This window comes from Hamadaea sp., from assembly GCF_013362815.1.
Classification (GTDB): Bacteria; Actinomycetota; Actinomycetes; order Mycobacteriales; family Micromonosporaceae; genus Hamadaea.
On the sequence record NZ_JABFVK010000101.1, the window covers coordinates 1 to 18,388 of the forward strand.

Here is an 18,388-nt window from a genome sequence, read left to right on the forward strand (position 1 = left end):
GCGGCGAGCGCGACCGGGTCGCCGGCCGGGACGAGCACGGCGGCGTCGCCGAACGCCGCCCGCTGCGGCGCACTGTCGGAGGTCACGACCGCGCAGCCGGCCGCAGCGGCCTGGTAGACCTCGGTCGGGACGACGGACAGCGCTCGCCGGGACGTCCCGAAGATGCCCAGGCAGACGTCGTGGCCCGCGATCAAGCTGGGCAGCTCGTGTGCCGCCACCCAGTCCCGCCAGGTGACCCAGGCGTTCGGTGCGGCCGCCGTACGCGTGGCGAGCAGGTCGGGCCCGGTTCCGATGACGGTGAAGACGAAGCGGGGATCGCCGGAGAGCGCCGCGATGGCCGCGCCGACGACGGGAGCGCCCTGGATCGGCGTGAACTGGCCGAAGAAGGCGACATGGACCAGTTCGGTGTCGCGCGCCGGGTGGGCGGAGAACCAGGACGCCGTCGCCTGCCGCAGCGCCTGGTCGTGGGTCGTGATCAGTTTCATCACGTGCTCCAACGAGCCCGGCGGTGGGACGTGATCGGCGGCGGATGTGCCACAGGAAATTGTGATGGTTCAACTACTTACAACCCAATGCATGCCTACTACCGTGGCTCCAATGAATGAAGCCACCTCTCGTCGTACGCTGTTCGCCTCCGCGGGCGCTGTCGGTGCAGCGGCGCTGCTCGCCGCCTGTTCGGCCGAGGAGACCCCGACCAGCACCCCGACCACCGCAGCCGGTGGCGGGACCACGCCGACCGGCGGAACCACCACCGGGAGCACCGGCGGCACCGGAAGCGGTGGCGCAGCGATCGCCAAGACGAGCGACATCCCGGTCGGCGGCGGAAAGATCATCACTGCCTCCGGGGTGGTCGTGACCCAGCCCACCGCGGGCACTTTCAAGGCGTTCGACAGCATGTGCACCCACCAGCAGTGCCCGCTGTCGGGAGTGGCGAACGGCACCATCAACTGCGACTGCCACTTCAGCAAGTTCTCCATCACGGACGGCTCAGTGGTGAGCCCGCCCGCGACCAAGGCCCTGGCCGAGAAGACGATCGTCGTCGACGGGACCGACATCAAGCTCGCCTGATGCCCTCGGTATCGAAGCGAAGCGACCCGTAGCGGAGCCTCGGTGGCGGGGCAGCGAAGCGATCTTGTCAGCCGTCCTGAGTAGGCTTGCGGCGTGGCCGATCCTTCGACGTACCGCCCCGCCACCGGCACCATTCCGGAGTCGCCGGGCGTCTATCGCTTCCGCGATCCGAGCGGCCGGGTGATCTACGTCGGCAAGGCCAAGAGCCTGCGCCAACGCCTCAACTCCTACTTCGCCGACCTGTGGTCGCTGCATCCGCGTACGCAGCAGATGGTCACCACCGCCTCCTCAGTGGACTGGGTGACGGTGGGCACCGAGGTCGAGGCGCTCCAGCTGGAATACGCCTGGATCAAGGAGTTCGATCCGCGGTTCAACGTGAAGTACCGCGACGACAAGTCCTACCCGTTCCTTGCGGTCACTTTGGACGAGGAATACCCCCGGCTTCAGGTGATGCGGGGAGCCAAGCGCAAGGGCGTGCGCTACTTCGGGCCCTACTCCCATGCCTGGGCCATCCGCGAGACGCTGGACCTGCTACTGCGCGTCTTCCCGGCCCGCACGTGCAGCGCCGGAGTGTTCAAACGAGCCCGCCAGATCGACCGGCCCTGCCTGCTCGGCTACATCGGCAAATGCTCGGCGCCGTGTGTGGGCCGGGTCAGCGCCGAGGAACACCGGGCGATCGTCGACGAGTTCTGCGACTTCATGGCGGGCGGCACCGACAAGCTGCTCAAGCGGCTCGAGCGGGAGATGTTCGCCGCCTCCTCCGACCTGGACTACGAGCGCGCCGCCCGGCTCCGGGACGACCTCGGCGCAGCTCGCAAGGCGTTGGAGAAGCAGGCGGTCGTGCTCGGCGACGGCACCGACGCCGACGTCGTGGCGTTCGCCGAGGATCAGCTCGAAGCCGCGGTCCAGGTCTTCCACGTCCGGGGTGGCCGAGTCCGCGGCCAGCGCGGCTGGGTCGTCGAGAAGACCGAGCGCCTGACCACGGGCGATCTCGTCCACCACTTCTGCTCGCAGATCTACGGCGACACCGCCGAGGGCGCCGACGTCCCTCGCGAGGTCCTCGTCCCCGAGCTGCCGGCCGATGCCGACGCGCTGGAAGCCTGGCTGGCCGACCGCCGGGGATCGCGTGTCTCGCTCCGGGTGCCGCAACGGGGCGACAAGAAGACGCTGATGGAGACGGTCGCTCGTAATGCGGCCGAGGCGTTGACCCGGCACAAGCTGCGGCGGGCGACCGACTTGACCGCCCGTAGCGCCGCGCTGGAGGAGATCGCCGAGGCGCTCGCGTTGCCGACCGCGCCCCTGCGGGTCGAGTGCTTCGACATCTCCCAGATCCAGGGCACCGACGTCGTCGCCAGCATGGTCGTCTTCGAGGACGGTCTGGCTCGCAAGAGTGAATACCGCCGGTTCATCATCAAGGGCGCGACCGACGACGTCTCCGCGATCTCCGAGGTGATCCGGCGGCGCTTCGCGGCGTACTTGGCCGAGCGGGATGCCGAACCGTCGCTGACCGAGGAGGGCAAGGCGAAGAAGTTCGCGTACCCGCCGCAGCTGGTGGTCGTCGACGGTGGTCAGCCCCAGGTGAACGCGGCCGCCTCGGTGCTGGCCGAGATGGGCGTCGTCGACGTCGCTGTCTGCGGTCTGGCCAAGCGGCTGGAGGAGGTCTGGCTCCCCGACGACGACATGCCGGTCATCCTGTCGCGTAGTTCGGAGGGGCTCTACCTGCTTCAACGCGTACGCGACGAGGCCCACCGGTTCGCGATCACGTTCCACCGGCAGCGGCGGTCGAAGCGGATGACCGCGTCGGCGCTCGACGAGGTCCCCGGCCTCGGGGAAGTACGCCGTAAGGCCCTCCTGCGCCAGTTCGGCTCGGTGAAGAAGCTCGGAGCAGCGTCGCTGGAGGAGATCGCAGCGGTACCCGGCATGGGCCCCCGGACGGCCGCAGCGGTGCTGGCCGCGCTCCACGGCGAGCCGGAGAGCGGGATCGAGAAACCGGACGCCGAGGTCAAAGTGGGCACGGACGCCAAAGGCACCGATCAGGCCCCCGAACCACCTCGGTAGACTCACCGGCGGGGCGCCGCGGCCTGCCTGGGTCGCGCGCGGGGATGCGGGCAGGGGAGTGGCAAGCGGTGACGGAAGCCGAGACTTCGACCGCCGAGGCGGTCTCGCGGTCGCAGACCGACTTGGTGATCGTGACGGGGGTGTCCGGCGGCGGGCGGTCGACTGTCGCGCGCGCGTTGGAGAACGTCGGCTACTACGTCGTCGACAATCTGCCGCAGGCCTTGATGGTGCAGATGGCCGAGCTGGCGCACGCGGCCGGCGGGGCGGCCCGGCAGACCGCGATGGTGCTCGACGTACGCAGCCGCGCGTTCTCGACGGATCTCGCCGGTGCCGTGAAGGCGTTGCGGGAACGGGGGTTCGCGCCCCGGGTGGTGTTCGTGGACGCCGACGACGACGTGCTGATCCGCCGATTCGAAAACGTCCGCCGATCGCACCCGTTGCAGGGCAACGGCCGGTTGTCCGACGGCATCGCGGCCGAACGGGAGCTGCTGGCCGAGGCGCGGGATCTGGCCGACGTCGTCATCGACACCAGTCACCTGAACGTGAACCAGCTGCGTAGCCGGGTGGAGGAGCTGTTCGCCGGCGAGGATGCGCTGAAGTTGCGGGTGACCGTGCTGTCCTTCGGGTTCAAGTACGGGTTGCCGCCGGACGCCGACTTCGTGCTCGACGCGCGGTTCCTGCCGAACCCGTTCTGGGTGCCGGAGCTGCGCGACCACACCGGCCGCGACGCCGATGTGAGCCGTTACGTGCTCGGCCAGCGGGGCGCGGCGACCTTCGTCGAGACGTACGCCCGCCTGGTCAACGCCACAGCGCCCGGCTTCGAACGGGAGGGCAAGCGCTATCTCACCGTCGCCGTCGGCTGCACCGGCGGTAAGCACCGCAGCGTCGCGATCGCCGAGGAGCTGGCCCGGCGACTGCGGGAACTACGGGTGGTCGCCAGTGCGCAGCACCGGGATCTGGGGCGCGAGTGAGGATCGTCGCCTTCGGTGGCGGGACCGGCCTGTCGGCGTCGTTGCGGGCGCTGCGGGCGATTCCCGCGTCCTTCGACATCACCGCGATCGTCACGGTCGGGGACAACGGCGGTTCCAGCGGACGGCTGCGCCTCGACCGGGGCGCGCTCCCGCCGGGTGATCTGCGGCAGGCGCTGGCGGCGCTGTCCGACGACGATCCGGTCAGCCGGCGTACGGCTGACTTGTTTCAGCACCGGTTCGCCGGAACGGACGCCCTCGCGGGTCATCCGGTCGGCAACATCGTGCTGCTGGGCCTGATGGAGCAGTTCGGCGACCCGGTGGTCGCGCTGGAGCACGCGGCCGCGATGGTCCGCGCCCAGGGCCGGGTGCTGCCGATGTGCCGGCTGCCGGTCACCCTGGAGGCCGACATCCGGGGCGGTCACCCGGCCCGGCCGGGTGACCTGGTCACGGTGCAGGGTCAGCACGAGATCGCGGTGTCGCCCGGCGACATCGAGGTGGTGCGCCTCCTGCCCCCGGCGCCGCAGGCCTGCCCGGAGGCGGTCGCGGCGGTGCTGTCGGCTGATTGGCTGCTCTTCGGGCCGGGGAGCTGGTACACCAGCGTGATCCCGCATCTGCTGGTCCCGGAGCTGGCGGCGGCGGTCGTGAAGACTCGGGCAAAACGGTTGATCACCTTGAATCTGGCGGCTGAGGGCGAAACCGGTGGTTTGTCGCTCGCCGACCATCTCGGGGCGTTGACCCGTTACTTGCCTGATTTCCGGGCAGATATTGTTCTTGCCGACGGCGACGCCGTCGAGGATCCGGCGACCGTCGGGGCGGCCGCGCGGTCGCTCGGCGCACGGCTGGCCCTCGACCGGCTCGCGGTGGGCCGGGGCGTACCCAGGCACGATCCACCGGCTCTGGCATCGGCGCTGGAACCGCTGCTCGGAGCGGGGAAGCCCGAATGAACGCAGGGCGTTGGCTCACAAGGCAGTGCGGAGCCGCCGCACCGCTCGTTAAGCACTGACGACCGGCGCGCGGGGCGTGGCGCGGCGAGGCGATCCGAAGCACGAGGCATGAGCCCGAAGCACGAGGCATGAGGTGGAGTGACACGATGGCGATGACCGCAGCGGTCAAGGACGAGCTCAGCCGGGTGGACGTGCCGAAGCCATGCTGCCGGCGCGCGGAGATGGCCGCCTTGTTGCGCTTCGCGGGCGGGTTGCACATCGTGTCCGGCCGGGTCGTCGTCGAGGCGGAGCTGGACACCGGGGCGGTCGCGCGGCGGCTGCGGGCCACCGTCGCCGACCTTTACGGCTACCCGAGCGAGATCCACATCCTCGCGTCGGGGGGACTGCGCAAGGGCAGTCATTACATCGTCCGCGTCGTCAAGGACGGCGAGGCGCTGGCCCGGCAGACCGGTCTGCTCGACGTCCGCGGCCGTCCGGTCCGCGGCCTGCCGCCGCACGTCGTCTCCGGCAACATGTGCTGCCAGGTGGCGGCCTGGCGGGGCGCGTTCCTCGCGCACGGCTCGCTCACCGAGCCGGGCCGCTCGTGCGCCCTCGAGATCACCTGCCCCGGCCCGGAGTCGGCGCTCGCGCTGGTCGGCTCGGCGCGGCGGCTCGGCATCACCACGGCCAAGGCCCGCGAGGTCCGCGGGGTGGACCGGGTCGTGGTCAAGGACGGTGACGCGATCGCCGCGCTGCTCGCCCGGGTCGGCGCGCACGCGAGTGTGCTCGCCTGGGAGGAGCGACGGGTACGCCGAGAGGTGCGGGCGACGGCCAACCGGTTGGCCAACTTCGACGACGCGAACCTGCGGCGCTCCGCGCGGGCGGCGGTCGCCGCAGCGGCCCGGGTGACCAGGGCGCTCGAGATCCTCGCCGACGACGCGCCGGGTCACCTGACGAGCGCCGGCCGGCTGCGGCTGGAGCACCGGCAGGCGTCGCTGGAGGAGCTGGGCGCGCTCGCCGACCCGCCGCTGACCAAGGACGCGATCGCGGGCCGGATCCGCCGTCTGCTGGCGCTGGCCGACAAGCGAGCGCGCGATCTGGGCATCCCAGACACCGAAGCCGCCGTAACCCCCGACATGCTGAGCGTCTAGCGGTCACCCATCCGTGCCGTCGCGTTGATCATCCCGCTGATGATCACGGCGATAAGGGCTGCGACACGCCGCCCAAAGGGACCCTAGGTTCATGATCAACGCGACAGGGTGGGTGGACCACCCGCCGACCTGGTAAGCGAGCCGTGGGATAGGGTCGGAACGGAAGGCGACGCTGCCGGACAGAAATATCGGCCGCCGGCCGTCAGCGCCGGCGCTAGCGAGGAGATGGGACACGTGACCATCCGGGTTGGCATCAACGGGTTCGGCCGTATCGGCCGGAACTTCTACCGGGCGCTGCTGCAGTCGGGCGCGGACATCGAGCTGGTCGCCGCGAACGACCTGACCGACAACGCGACCCTGGCACACCTGCTGAAGTACGACAGCATTCTGGGCCGGCTGCCGTACGAGGTGAAGGCGACCGACGAGGACATCACCGTGAACGGCAAGTCGTTCAAGGTGTTCTCCGAGCGCGACCCCGCCAAGCTCCCCTGGGGCGACCTGGGCGCCGACGTCGTCATCGAGTCGACCGGTCTGTTCACCGACGCCGCCAAGGCCAAGGTGCACGCCGACAACGGCGCGAAGAAGGTCATCATCTCGGCTCCGGCCAAGGGCGAGGACATCACCCTCGTCATGGGCGTGAACCAGGACAAGTACGACCCGGCCGCGCACACGATCATCTCGAACGCCTCGTGCACGACGAACTGCCTCGCCCCGATGGCCAAGGCGCTCAACGACGCGATCGGCATCGAGAAGGGTCTGATGACCACGATCCACGCGTACACCCAGGACCAGAACCTGCAGGACGGCCCGCACAAGGACCTGCGCCGCGCCCGCGCCGCCGCGGTCAACGTCGTCCCGACGTCGACCGGCGCCGCCAAGGCGATCGGCCTGGTGCTGCCGGAGCTCAAGGGCAAGCTGGACGGTTTCGCGATGCGCGTGCCGATCCCGACCGGCTCGGCGACGGACCTGACCTTCACCGCGGCCCGCGACACCACCGTCGAAGAGGTCAACGCCGCGGTCAAGGCCGCGTCGGAGGGTGCGCTCAAGGGGTACCTGACCTACACCGAGGACGACATCGTCTCCTCGGACATCGTCACCGACCCGGCGTCGTGCATCTTCGACGCCGGCCTGACCAAGGTCACCGGGGGCAACCTGGTGAAGGTCGTCGGCTGGTACGACAACGAGTGGGGCTACTCGAACCGCCTGGTCGACCTCGTGAAGTTCGTGGGCGCCACGCTGTGACGATCAAATCCCTCGACACTCTGCTGGACGAGGGAGTCTCGGGTCGGCGCGTCCTCGTGCGCGCCGACCTGAACGTCCCCTTCGTCAAGGGATCGGACCCGGCGGAGATCGCTGACGACGGCCGCATCCGGGCCGTACTGCCGACCATCGTCGCCCTGCGGGACGCGGGTGCGAAGGTCGTCGTCATGTCGCACCTCGGTCGCCCGAAGGGTGCACCGGACGCCGCGTACACGTTGAAGCCGGTCGCGGACCGGCTCGGCGATCTGCTGGGCGGACCGGTCGCGTTCGCCACCGACACGGTGGGGGAGTCCGCTCGGGCGGCCGTCGCCGGGCTGGCCGACGGACAGGTCGCGCTGCTGGAGAACCTGCGCTTCAACGCCGGTGAGACCAGCAAGGACGCCGCCGAGCGGGGCGCGTTCGCCGACCAGCTCGCCGCGTTCGGGGACGCGTACGTGGACGACGCGTTCGGCGCGGTGCACCGCAAGCACGCCAGCGTCTTCGACGTGCCGGCGCGGCTGCCGCACTACGCGGGCGGGCTCGTCCTCCGCGAGGTCGAAGTCCTGCGCACGCTCACCGGCGACCCGGCCCGGCCGTACATCGTGGTGCTCGGCGGCTCGAAGGTCTCCGACAAGCTGGCCGTCATCGAGGCGCTCCTGCCGAAGGTCGACCGGCTGCTCATCGGCGGCGGCATGTGCTTCACCTTCCTCAAGGCCCAGGGCCACGAGGTCGGCGCCTCGCTGCTGCAGGAGGAGATGGTCGGCACCTGCCGTGACCTGCTCGAGCGGGCGGACGGCAAGATCCTGCTCCCGTCGGACGTCGTCGTGGCGGACAAGTTCGCCGCCGACGCCGCCACCCAGACGGTGGCCGCTACCGAGATCCCGGCCGGCTGGCTCGGCCTCGACATCGGCCCCGCCTCGGTGGCCGAGTTCGCCGAGGCCCTCTCCGGTGCGAAGACGGTCTTCTGGAACGGCCCGATGGGCGTGTTCGAGCTGGCCCCGTTCGCCGCCGGTACGCGGGGTGTCGCGGAGGCGATCACCAAGGTCGACGGGCTCACCGTCGTCGGCGGTGGCGACTCGGCGGCGGCGGTCCGCGCGCTCGGCATCTTGGAGTGGGCCGGGGAGGTGGGTGGGGGCTTCGGCCACATCTCGACCGGCGGCGGCGCGTCCCTGGAGTTCCTGGAGGGCAAGGACCTCCCGGGCATCGAAGCACTGGAGCAGTGAATGGCTGAGGCGAAGCGCCGGCCCCTGATGGCCGGCAACTGGAAGATGAACCTCAACCATCTCGAGGCCATCGCGCTGGTCCAGAAGCTGGCCCACACCCTGACCGAGAAGGAGCTGACCGACGTCGAGGTCGTCGTGCTGCCGCCGTTCACGGACATCCGCAGCGTGCAGACCGCGATCGACGGTGACAAGTGGCTCATCGGCTACGGCGCGCAGGACGTCTCGGCGCACGTGTCCGGGGCGTACACCGGGGAGATCTCCGGCGCGATGCTGGCCAAGCTCGGCTGCCAGTACGTCGCCGTGGGCCACTCCGAGCGGCGCGAATACCACAACGAGAACGACGCGCTGGTCAACGCCAAGGTGAAGGCGGCGCTGGCCAACGAGATCGCGCCGATCCTGTGCGTCGGCGAGGGTCTGGAGATCCGCGAGCGGGGCGAGCACGTGGCGCACACCCTCGCCCAGCTCGACGGGGGCCTCGACGGGCTCAAGGCCGAGCAGGTCGAGAAGGTCGTGGTCGCGTACGAGCCGGTCTGGGCGATCGGCACCGGGAAGACCTGCGGCGCGGAGGACGCGCAGGAGGTCATCGGGGCGATCCGGATGCGGCTCGCCGAGACCTTCGGCGCCGACGTCGCGCAGAAGGTGCGCATCCTCTACGGCGGCTCGGTGAAGGCGGCGAACGCGGCCGGCATCATGGAGCAGCCCGATGTGGACGGCACCCTCGTCGGCGGGGCCAGCCTGGTGCTGGAGGAGTTCGCCGGGATCGTCCGGTACGCCAAGGCGGCCTGAGCGCGGCAAGCGAGACGACAGCGCGGCAAGCGAGACGACGGCGGCCCTCGGTCGAGGGCCGCCGTCGCGTCATGTCATCGCCTCCTGACCTTGCGTCAGGTCAAGGTCAGGACTTGGTTGCGAATGTCCGCCCGGGTTCCCGCGCCCGAGGCGCAAACCATAGAGTGTCTGGCGTCCCATCCCCACCCCCCATGAGGACGAGCATGCACCGCCATGTCACCGCCCCATCCTGGCGTCGCCGGGCCGCGTACGGGGTCACCGCAGCGCTGGCCTTGAGCGCCGTCGCCGCCTGTGACTCGGCCGCCAGCACGGAGGCCGACGCCCCCGCGAAGGGCGGCACCCTCACCGTCTTCGTCGGGGCCCTGCCCGATCACTTGGATCCGCAGATCATCAACGCGGCGCTCGAGGTGAACATCAGCCGCTTGGTCACCCGGACGCTGACGACGACGAAGGCCGAACCCGGCGACGCCGCCAGCGAGATCGTGCCCGACCTGGCCACCGACACCGGGCGGCCGTCCGACGGGAACAAGACCTGGGAGTTCAAGCTCCGTGACGGGGTGAAGTGGCAGGACGGGACCCCGATCACTTGTAAGGACCTCAAGTACGGCGCCGAGCGCAACTTCTCGGAGCTGATGCAGGAGGGCCTGCCCTACGTCCGGAACTACCTGGACGCGCCGAAGGACTACAAGGGCCCGTTCCTCAACGGCAACAACAGCGGCCAGGGCATCAAGGCCGTCGAGTGCGTCGACGAGAAGACCGTCCAGTACCACCTGAAGCAGGCGGTCGGCGACTTCGGCTACGTCGCCGCGCTCACCGGGCTCGCCCCGGTGCGGCAGGACATCGAGGGCAAGAACCGCTCCGCGTACGACGAGCAGCCGTTCTCCTCCGGTCCCTACAAGATCGCCGACGGGCGTACTGACACCACGATGACGCTGGTCCGCAACGACAACTGGGACGCGGGCATCGACTCCGTACGCAAGGCGTACCCGGACAAGATCGTCGTCCAGGCGGCGAGCGACTCGGCGGAGGAGACCAACAAGCTCATCGCCGACCAGGGTCCGGAGCACTCCGGGATCATGATCGACCTGGACGTCGCGCCCAACTTCCTCCAGCAGGTCGTCAACGACCCCGACCTGGCCGCCCGGACCGCCACCGGCACCACGGGCGCAGTTCGGTTCTTCGCGATCAACACCCGCAAGATCACCGACATGAAGTGCCGCCAGGCCCTGTCGTACGCCTTCGACAAGCGCAAGTTCCGGACGGCGCTGGGCGGTTCGATCTCCGGCGAGCTCGCGACGTCGTTCATCCCCCCGTCGCTGGCCGCGCACAAGGACTTCGACGTCTACGGGACGAACACGCACCCGGACGGCGACATCGAGCGCGCCGCCGAGCTGCTGAAGCAGGCCAAGAACTGCCCGCCCGGCGGCAAGCTGCGGGTGGCGTACCGGGACAGCCCGACGAACAAGCGGCTGATGAAGCCGGTGGTCGAGATGTACCTGAAGGTCGGCATCCAGGTCGAGGCGGTCCCGGTGACCTACAAGACCTACTATCACGACGTCTCCGACTCGAGCATGAACTTCGACCTCATCCTCGCGGGCTGGGTGCCCGACTACCCGAACGGATCGGCCGTGCTGCCGGCCCTGTTCGACGGGCGCAACCTGCCCGCGCCCGGTGAGTTCGGCACGAACAACTACTCGTTCTTCAACGACGACGAGATCAACCGGCTCATGGACGAGGCGGTCGCCGAGCCCGACCTGGAGCGGCAGTACAAGCTCTGGGGCGAGCTCGACCAGAAGATCATGGAGAAGGCCGCCGCCATCCCGGTGGTGTACGCCGTCGCCCAGCGGATCTACGGCTCGAACGTGACGAACGTCTTCATCTCGCCTATGTTCGCCCAACCCGACCTGAGTGCGATCGCTCTCAAGGACCCGAGCAAGTCCGGCGCGGCCGGATAGCGGTTCTTGCCGGTTCTTCGCGGGAGCATGCCCACCGGGGTGTGCTCCCGCGCCTTCGTCCGGCTATTCTGATCCCCGACAACGCCCTCCGAGAGGACCTCCCGTGCCGATTTGGTTCGCCTACACGCTGATCGTGATCCTGCTCCTCACGAGCGGCCTGTTGACCCTGCTGGTCCTGTTGCACCGGGGCAAGGGCGGCGGCCTGTCGAGCATGTTCGGCGGCGGTGTCTCGTCCAACCTGGCCGGATCGTCCGTCGCCGAGAAGAACCTGGACCGCTACACCGTTCTGGTGGGCGTCATCTGGTTCGCGTGCATTGTCGGCTTGGGACTCTGGCTCAAGCTCGAAGTCAAGTAATTCCACACTCGTTCGGCGTGTTCCGCCCCACCGTTCACACCGTGACGGCTCGGATGCGCTAGGCTGATGGCATCTTTTTGCGTACGTGGTTCACTCGCTCCGCCTGACCAGCACTTTTGGGAAAGGCTTCGCGTGGTCCGCAGCTAAAAGGTCACGATGCAGACGCACGTGGAAGTAACCCACCAAGGGAGTTAGGCGCAGCATGGCACAGGGAACCGTCAAGTGGTTCAACGCGGACAAGGGCTTCGGCTTCATCTCGGTCGACAACGGCGGCCCGGATGTGTTCGTTCACTTCTCGGCCATCCAGAGCAGCGGATACCGCAGCCTGGAGGAGAACCAGCGGGTTGAGTTCGAGATCGCTCAGGGAGCCAAGGGCCCCCAGGCCGAGCAGGTCCGCCCGCTCTGATCAGACTCACGCAGAAGGCCCCGTACCGAAAGGTGCGGGGCCTTCTCGCGTCAGGACCTCAGGCTCAGCGCGACAGGCGGATCAGGGTTCCGTGTCGAATCCGCCGGGGAGCCTCTTGGGCGAGCCGCCAGGAGTGCGGTCAGCGCAAGATTCGACACGGAACCCTGATCCACCGCCAAAGCGGGCGCACCGAGGCGCGTCAGGAGATCACGACCGCAGGCTCAGTGCCTTCGCCGGGAGCTGAGCAGCGGCGGCCCGGTCGAGCAGCCACAACGTACGCCCGACGCCCTCGACGCCACCGGCCGGCACCTGCACCGCCCCCGCTCCGGAGACCGCCATGCCGACGGCAGCGGCCTTGCCCGACCCGGCGGCGATCAGCCACACCTCGTCGGCGGTGTTGATCGCCGGGATGGTCAGGGTGATCCGCACCGGCGGCGGCTTCGGCGCACCGCGTACGGCGGACACCGGCCGCGTCTCGTAGGCGGCGGGCTGCTCCGGGAAGACCGAGGCCACGTGGCCGTCCTCGCCGACACCGAGCAACAGCAGGTCGAAGACGGGCAGATCCGCGGAGCCCTCGGCCGCCGCGGCCAGCTGCCCGGCGTATCGGGCGGCGGCGGCTTCCGGGTCGTCCCCGTCCGGTCCGTCAGAGGGCGGCATTGTGCGTACCCGTGCCGGATCAAGCGGAACCAGGTCGAGCAGTGCCTCGCGTGCCTGGGTCTCGTTGCGATCGGGATGGCCGGCCGGCAGGAAGCGCTCGTCGCCCCACCAGATGTCGACCCGCGACCAGTCGACGGCCCCCAGGGCCGGGCTGGCGGCCACGGCCCGGTAGACCGCGGCCGCGACCCGGCCACCCGTGAGCACGATGCCGGCGCTGCCGCGAGCCGACTGCGCGTCGATCAGCTTGACCAGCATGCGTGCCGCGACCGCCTCGGCCAGCAGGTCGGCGTCGGCGTGGACGATGACCGAGTGCTCGGCGCTCACGCGTTCACCAGGTCCTTGACGCCGATGCGCTGACCGATCCGGTCGTTGAGTCCCTTCGTGCCGGTCGCCGCCTCCAACGCCGCCGCGTAGATCTGGTCGGCGTCGAGCCGGCGCAGCTCCTCGGCCAGCTCCTCGCCGAGCCGCCGGTGCACCAGCGGCAGGACCCGGTCGTGCGAGCCGGTCCGGGACAGCAGCGCGGTGCCCTCGTTCCGGGTCAGCGAGAGCTGGGTGCCGTCGCCGAAGGTGACCGCCACCTGGTCCAGCCGCGGTCCTGCGGTCATCGTCGGGGTGACGCCGAGCCGCGCGCACAGCCAGCCGGACAGCAGGGCCGCGACCGGGTCGTCGGCCGCGGCGGTCACGGAGACCGCGGCCGCCGGTTCGATGACGGTGTCGAACGCGCCCGCCAGAAGCGTCCGCCACGGCGTCGTACGCGTCCAGGCCAGGTCGGTGTCCCCCGGGGCGTAGTCAACGGCGCGTTGGCGCAATGAGGCCATCGGATCGGGGGCCTGGGCGACGTCGGTGATCCGGCGTTCGGCCACGATTCCCAGCGGGTCCTCGGCGATCCGGTCCGGGGGAGCGCCGTGCCACCACGTCACCACCGGGACGTCCGGGGCGAGCAGCGGGATGACCACGCTCTCGGCGTGCTTGGCCACGCCACCGTGCATCCGCAGGACGACGGCCTCGGCCGGGCCGAGTCGCCCGCCGACGATGATCTCTGCGTCCAGCCGGTCCTTGGCCGGGTCGACGCCCGGCCGCGAGCCGCCGGCGGTCGGCGAGATCCGGCTGACCACGATCAGCCGGCAGGGGTGCGCGGCGGCGGCGATCGTGGCGGCGTCCTCGACCGCGCGTACGCGAGCCTCCTCGACCACCACGACCAGCGTCAGGGCCAGCCCGCTCGCGACTCCGCCGGCGGAGTGCCGTTCGGCGGCGAGCTTGCGGACGACCTCGGCCCCGGTCGTGTCCCAGAGAGCCAACATGTCCAGTGCCTCCTAAGCCCGGCGCCAGGTGCGGCCCTCGCGGGCCAGCATCTCGTCCGCCTCGATCGGACCCCACGTGCCGGCCCGGTACGGGTCGGGTTTGGTGCCGGCCCACGCCTCTTCGAGCGGGTCGACCACGCGCCAGCTCTCCTCGACCTCGTCGGCGGTCGGGAACAGCGTCCGGTCGCCGATCAGGACGTCCAGGACGAGCCGCTCGTACGCCTCCGGGCTGGCCTCGGTGAAGGCCTCGCCGTAGGAGAAGTCCATTGCGATGTCGCGCAGCTCCATCGCGGTGCCCGGGACCTTGGAACCGAACTTGAGCACGACGCCCTCGTCCGGCTGCACCCGGATGACCAGCTGGTTGTTGCCGAGCAGCTCCACGTCGTCCGGGTTGAACGGCAGGTGGGGCGCCTTCTTGAACAGAATCGCCACCTCGGTCACCCGGCGCGGCATCCGCTTGCCGCAGCGGATGTAGAACGGGACCCCGGCCCAGCGGCGGTTCTGGATGCCCAGCTCGACTGCCACATAGGTCTCGGTCGTCGACGTCGCGGGGACGTCGGTCTCCTCCAGGTACCCGGCGACCGGCTCACCGGCCACCCAGCCCGCGGTGTACTGGCCGCGTACGGTGCCGGTGGCGATGTCGCCCGGCAGCTTGATGGCCCGCAGCACCTTCAGCTTCTCGGCCCGGATCTCGCTGGCGTCGAAGCTCGTCGGCTCCTCCATCGCCACCAGTGCGAGGAGCTGCAACAAGTGGTTCTGCAAGACATCCCGGGCGGTGCCGACCGAGTCGTAGAACGCCGCCCGGGTGCCGATGCCGACGTCCTCGGCCATGGTGATCTGCACCGAGTCTACGTACTTCGTGTTCCAGACCGGCTCGAACAGCGCGTTGGCGAACCGCAGCGCCAGGATGTTCTGAACGGTCTCCTTGCCGAGGTAGTGGTCGATCCGGAACACGTCCGGCGCGGTGAACACGTCGTCGACCAGGTCGTTGAGCTTCTTCGCCGACTCCAGATCGTTGCCGAACGGCTTCTCCACGACGACCCGGCGCCAGCCGCCGGACTGCTCGTTGCTCGCCATGCCGGTCCGCTCGAGCTGCTTGAGCACGGTCGGGAAGGCGGCGGGCGGGATCGAGAAGTAGAACGCGGCGTTGCCCTTGATGCCGTGGGTCTCCCGCAGTTCGTCCAAAGTGGCCGCGAGGTGGTCGAACCCGGCGTCGTCGTCGAACGAACCGGCGACGAACTTGATGTTGCCGACCAGGCGCTGCCACACCTCCTCCCGCCACGGCGTACGCGCGTGCTCCTGGGCGTGCTGCCGGGCGAAGTCCTCGAACTCGCCGTCGCCCCAGTCCCGCCGGGCGTACCCGAGAACGACGAAGCCGGGCGGCAACAGCCCTCGGTTCGCCAGGTCGTAGATCGCGGGGATGAGCTTCTTGCGAGACAGGTCGCCGGTCACGCCGAAGATGACCAGGGCGCAGGGTTCGGGGATGCGGGGCAGCCGCCGGTCCTGCGGGTCGCGCAGGGGGTTGCGCGGCCCCGTCTCTTCCTTCCTCCGGCTGAGACTCACATCAGGCTCCCAAGCTACGGGCGGCGTCGAGGAGACGGGCCAGCCCGGCCCGCCGGTCGGACAGATGCAGGTGCAGCAGCGGACGACCACGGCCGGCCAGCGCCTGCCGGTCGCCGGCGGCCTGCGCCGCCTGGAGTTCGCCGAACGTGTAGGGACGCCCCGGGACCGGCAGGTCCTCGGTGACCGCGCCCGTGATCTGGAGGAACGCGCCGACCTGCGGCCCGCCCTTGTGGAACTGGCCGGTCGAGTGCAGGAAGCGCGGGCCCCAGCCGAAGGTGACCGGCCGTCCGGTCGCGCTCGCCAGCAGCGGGCGTACCTCGGCTGCCTGGGCGTCGCCCACCCGGTCCAAGTACGCCATCACGGCGAGGTATCCGTCCGCGCCGACCTGCTCGGTCAGCCACCGCAGAGCGGACTCGACATCGGACACATCCGCCGAGCAGTACCCGGTCACCGGGCCGTCGGTGAACGTCGCCGCCACCATCGGCGTACCGGACTCCAGGATCTTCTTCGTGTTCTCCTTGGACTCCGTGACATTCGGCTGGTCGAACGGGTTGATCCCGATGATCCGCCCGGCGATCGCGGTGGCGTACTCCCAGGCCAGGAACTGCGCGCCGAGCGGGCCGTTGACCGCGACGGTGCCGGGAGCGGCCGGGGTGGTGACGTCCTGCGGGCCGCCGACGAGGACGCTCAGCACGTCGTCACCGGTCGCACCGGGCGCGGTCGGCGACTCCACCACGACGGGCAGGATGCCGAGACCCTGCTTGCCCGTGGACTCGGCGATCAGCTGCTCGGCCCAGTCGCCGAGGCCCACGATGCCGCTGCCGTCCTCGGCCAGGCTGACCTTGTCCCGGCCGGCCTGCGCGGCCGCGCCGAGCAGGGCGCCGAGCGCCAGCGAGGGGTTGCCGTCCGACTCGGCCAGGCTCGGTGCCAACGCCTGCGCCTGATCGAGCAGCTCGGCCACGTCGACTCCGGCGAGTGCCGTGGGAACCAGGCCGAACGCGGTCAGCGCCGAGTAGCGGCCGCCCACGTTCGGGTCGGCGAGCACGACGTACGCGCCCATCTCCCGGGCGGTGTCGGCCAGCGGTGAACCCGGGTCGGTCACGACGACGAACCGGCGGCCCGCCTCGGCCTCGCTCAGCCCGGCGTCGAGGAACGCCTGCCAGTACGCCCGCCGGTGGCTGTCGGTCTCGACGGTCGACCCCGACTTGCTCGCCACGACGACGACCGTCCGGTCCAGCCGGTCGGCGATCGCCGCGCGTACCTGGTGGGGGTCGGTCGTGTCGAGGACGGTGAGCGGCCGGCCGAGCGTACGCGCGATGACCTCCGGCGCCAGCGACGAGCCGCCCATCCCGGCGAGCACGACGTGATCCAGGTCGGCCAGTTCCGCGCTCAGCTCGGCGAGCTGCGGAAGCAGCGCCCGGCTGACCTCGGCGGCGTTGAGCCAGCCCAGCCGGATGGACGCCTCGGCCTCGGCGGCCGGGCCCCACAACGAGGGGTCCTGAGCCGCCAGTTTCGCCGGTACGCCCGCCGCGGCGAGCTCGTCGCGAGCCTGCGTCGCGGCGGGGGAGTCGGCGCTGTCCGCGCGGACGGCGAAGCCGGCCGCGAACTCAACCTCACTCATGCCTGCTCCAGCTTGGCCGCGATCCCGTCGAGCAGCTCGGTCCAGCTGGCCTCGAACTTCTCGACACCTTCGGCTTCCAGCACCTCGACGACGTCGTCCATGTCGACCCCGACGGCGCGGAGGCCGTCCAAGACCTGCTGAGCGTCGGCGTAGTGGGCCGTGATCGTGTCGGCCGAGACGGTCGCGTGGTCGTCGGCGGCCCGCATCGTCTTCTCGGGCATCGTGTTCACGGTTCCCGGCGCGATCAGGTCGTCCACGTAGAGCACGTCGGAGTAGTCCGGGTTCTTCGTGCCCGTCGACGCCCAGAGCGGGCGCTGCGGGCGCGCTCCGGCCGCCTTCAGCGCCGCCCAGCGCTCCCCGCCGACGACTTCCTCGTACGCCTGGTACGCCAGCCGGGCGTTGGCCACGGCGGCCTTACCCCGCAGTGCGAGTGCTTCGGGCGTACCGATCTTCTCGAGGCGCTTGTCGACCTCGGTGTCCACCCGGGACACGAAGAACGACGCCACCGACTCCAGCTTGGTCAGGTCGTGCCCGTTGGCCTTGGCCTGCTCGAGACCGGTCAGCCAGGCGTCCATGACGGCCCGGTAGCGTTCCAGCGAGAAGATCAGCGTCACGTTCACGCTGATCCCGTGGGCCAGCGTCTGCGTGATCGCGGGCAGACCCGGCTCGGTCGCGGGGATCTTGATGAAGAGGTTCTCCCGGTCGACGAGCCACCAGAGCTGCTTGGCCTCGGCCACGGTCGCGTCGGTCGCCATCGCCAGCCGGGGGTCGACCTCGATCGAGACCCGGCCGTCGGTGCCCTGCGACGCGTCGTACGCCGGGCGCATCACGTCGCACGCCCAGCGCACGTCGTAGGTGGTGATCATCCGGGCCGCCTCGTCCACCGTGACCTTGCGGACGGCGAGGTCGTGCAGCTGCTCGGCGTAGAGCTCCGAGCCGGCCAGCGCGGCGGCGAAGATGGTGGGGTTGCTCGTCACCCCGACGACGTGCTGCTCCGTACGCAGCTTGTCCAATCCACCCCCGTGAAGGCGTTCCCGGGAGATGTCGTCCAGCCACACCGCCACCCCAGCGGCGGAGAGCTTCGCAAGGTTGCCTGCCATCACTAGTCTCC

At 70.2% G+C, this 18,388-nt stretch carries 17 protein-coding genes; 11 read left to right on the plus strand and 6 right to left on the minus strand.

From position 1 onward, the window contains the following. A partial coding sequence (locus HOV77_RS32245) for a glycosyltransferase (RefSeq protein ID WP_290869361.1) occupies nt 1-485 on the minus strand: 485 nt, incomplete at its 3' end. A 112-nt stretch (nt 486-597) separates the two neighbouring features. Here HOV77_RS32245 and HOV77_RS32250 point away from each other — a divergent pair. The 11 genes from HOV77_RS32250 to HOV77_RS32300 all read left to right on the plus strand — a co-directional run bounded on the left by HOV77_RS32250 (nt 598) and on the right by HOV77_RS32300 (nt 12,135). After that, nucleotides 598-1,068 carry a Rieske (2Fe-2S) protein gene (locus HOV77_RS32250; protein ID WP_290869364.1) on the plus strand — a complete coding sequence of 157 codons (471 nt, stop codon included), beginning with the start codon at nt 598-600 and terminating at the stop codon, nt 1,066-1,068. A 93-nt stretch (nt 1,069-1,161) separates the two neighbouring features. After that, entirely contained in the window at nt 1,162-3,126 is a 1,965-nt protein-coding gene (uvrC, locus tag HOV77_RS32255) for an excinuclease ABC subunit UvrC (RefSeq protein ID WP_290869367.1), read from the plus strand. A gap of 68 nt (nt 3,127-3,194) precedes the next feature. After that, complete coding sequence (rapZ, locus tag HOV77_RS32260) at nt 3,195-4,097, plus strand: RNase adapter RapZ (RefSeq protein ID WP_290869370.1); 903 nt, start codon at nt 3,195-3,197, stop codon at nt 4,095-4,097. After that, nucleotides 4,094-5,041 (plus strand): uridine diphosphate-N-acetylglucosamine-binding protein YvcK, encoded by a 948-nt coding sequence (gene yvcK, locus HOV77_RS32265; RefSeq protein ID WP_290869373.1) that lies wholly within the window; start codon nt 4,094-4,096, stop codon nt 5,039-5,041. The genes rapZ and yvcK overlap by 4 nt, the downstream gene beginning before the upstream one ends. 146 nt (nt 5,042-5,187) lie before the next feature. Then, nucleotides 5,188-6,171, plus strand: a complete 984-nt coding sequence (gene whiA, locus HOV77_RS32270) for a DNA-binding protein WhiA (protein ID WP_290869451.1) — start codon at nt 5,188-5,190, stop codon at nt 6,169-6,171. Between the two features lie 234 nt (nt 6,172-6,405). Continuing rightward, on the plus strand, nt 6,406-7,413 hold the full coding sequence (gene gap / locus HOV77_RS32275) for a type I glyceraldehyde-3-phosphate dehydrogenase (protein WP_290869376.1): 1,008 nt from the start codon (nt 6,406-6,408) through the stop codon (nt 7,411-7,413). Continuing rightward, nucleotides 7,410-8,633 carry a phosphoglycerate kinase gene (locus tag HOV77_RS32280; protein WP_290869379.1) on the plus strand — a complete coding sequence of 408 codons (1,224 nt, stop codon included), beginning with the start codon at nt 7,410-7,412 and terminating at the stop codon, nt 8,631-8,633. Before gap ends, HOV77_RS32280 begins: the two co-directional genes overlap by 4 nt. Continuing rightward, nucleotides 8,634-9,419 (plus strand): triose-phosphate isomerase, encoded by a 786-nt coding sequence (gene tpiA / locus HOV77_RS32285; protein ID WP_290869382.1) that lies wholly within the window; start codon nt 8,634-8,636, stop codon nt 9,417-9,419. 203 nt (nt 9,420-9,622) lie between these two features. Continuing rightward, nucleotides 9,623-11,374, plus strand: coding sequence for an ABC transporter substrate-binding protein (locus HOV77_RS32290; RefSeq protein WP_290869385.1), 1,752 nt, complete (start codon nt 9,623-9,625; stop codon nt 11,372-11,374). A 103-nt stretch (nt 11,375-11,477) separates the two neighbouring features. After that, nucleotides 11,478-11,729 carry a preprotein translocase subunit SecG gene (gene secG / locus HOV77_RS32295; protein ID WP_253761742.1) on the plus strand — a complete coding sequence of 84 codons (252 nt, stop codon included), beginning with the start codon at nt 11,478-11,480 and terminating at the stop codon, nt 11,727-11,729. Nucleotides 11,730-11,931: 202 nt separating this feature from the next. Then, complete coding sequence (locus HOV77_RS32300) at nt 11,932-12,135, plus strand: cold-shock protein (RefSeq protein ID WP_027347011.1); 204 nt, start codon at nt 11,932-11,934, stop codon at nt 12,133-12,135. A gap of 207 nt (nt 12,136-12,342) precedes the next feature. Here HOV77_RS32300 and pgl read toward each other — a convergent pair whose 3' ends face one another. From pgl to tal, 5 genes are read right to left on the minus strand one after another with little or no spacing between them, the layout of a single operon-like run. Beyond that, the gene (gene pgl / locus HOV77_RS32305) at nt 12,343-13,116 is read right to left on the minus strand and encodes a 6-phosphogluconolactonase (protein WP_290869395.1); all 774 of its coding nucleotides are present in this window, start codon (nt 13,114-13,116) and stop codon (nt 12,343-12,345) included. Continuing rightward, nucleotides 13,113-14,093 (minus strand): glucose-6-phosphate dehydrogenase assembly protein OpcA, encoded by a 981-nt coding sequence (locus HOV77_RS32310; RefSeq protein ID WP_290869398.1) that lies wholly within the window; start codon nt 14,091-14,093, stop codon nt 13,113-13,115. The genes pgl and HOV77_RS32310 overlap by 4 nt, the downstream gene beginning before the upstream one ends. 12 nt (nt 14,094-14,105) lie before the next feature. Next, nucleotides 14,106-15,656: a glucose-6-phosphate dehydrogenase gene (gene zwf, locus HOV77_RS32315; RefSeq protein ID WP_290869401.1), complete on the minus strand. Its 1,551-nt coding sequence runs from the start codon at nt 15,654-15,656 to the stop codon at nt 14,106-14,108. A 1-nt stretch (nt 15,657) separates the two neighbouring features. After that, the gene (locus tag HOV77_RS32320; protein ID WP_290869404.1) at nt 15,658-17,277 is read right to left on the minus strand and encodes a glucose-6-phosphate isomerase; all 1,620 of its coding nucleotides are present in this window, start codon (nt 17,275-17,277) and stop codon (nt 15,658-15,660) included. Further along, nucleotides 17,274-18,377, minus strand: coding sequence for a transaldolase (gene tal / locus HOV77_RS32325; RefSeq protein WP_290869407.1), 1,104 nt, complete (start codon nt 18,375-18,377; stop codon nt 17,274-17,276). The genes HOV77_RS32320 and tal overlap by 4 nt, the downstream gene beginning before the upstream one ends. Between the last annotated feature and the right edge of the window lie 11 nt (nt 18,378-18,388).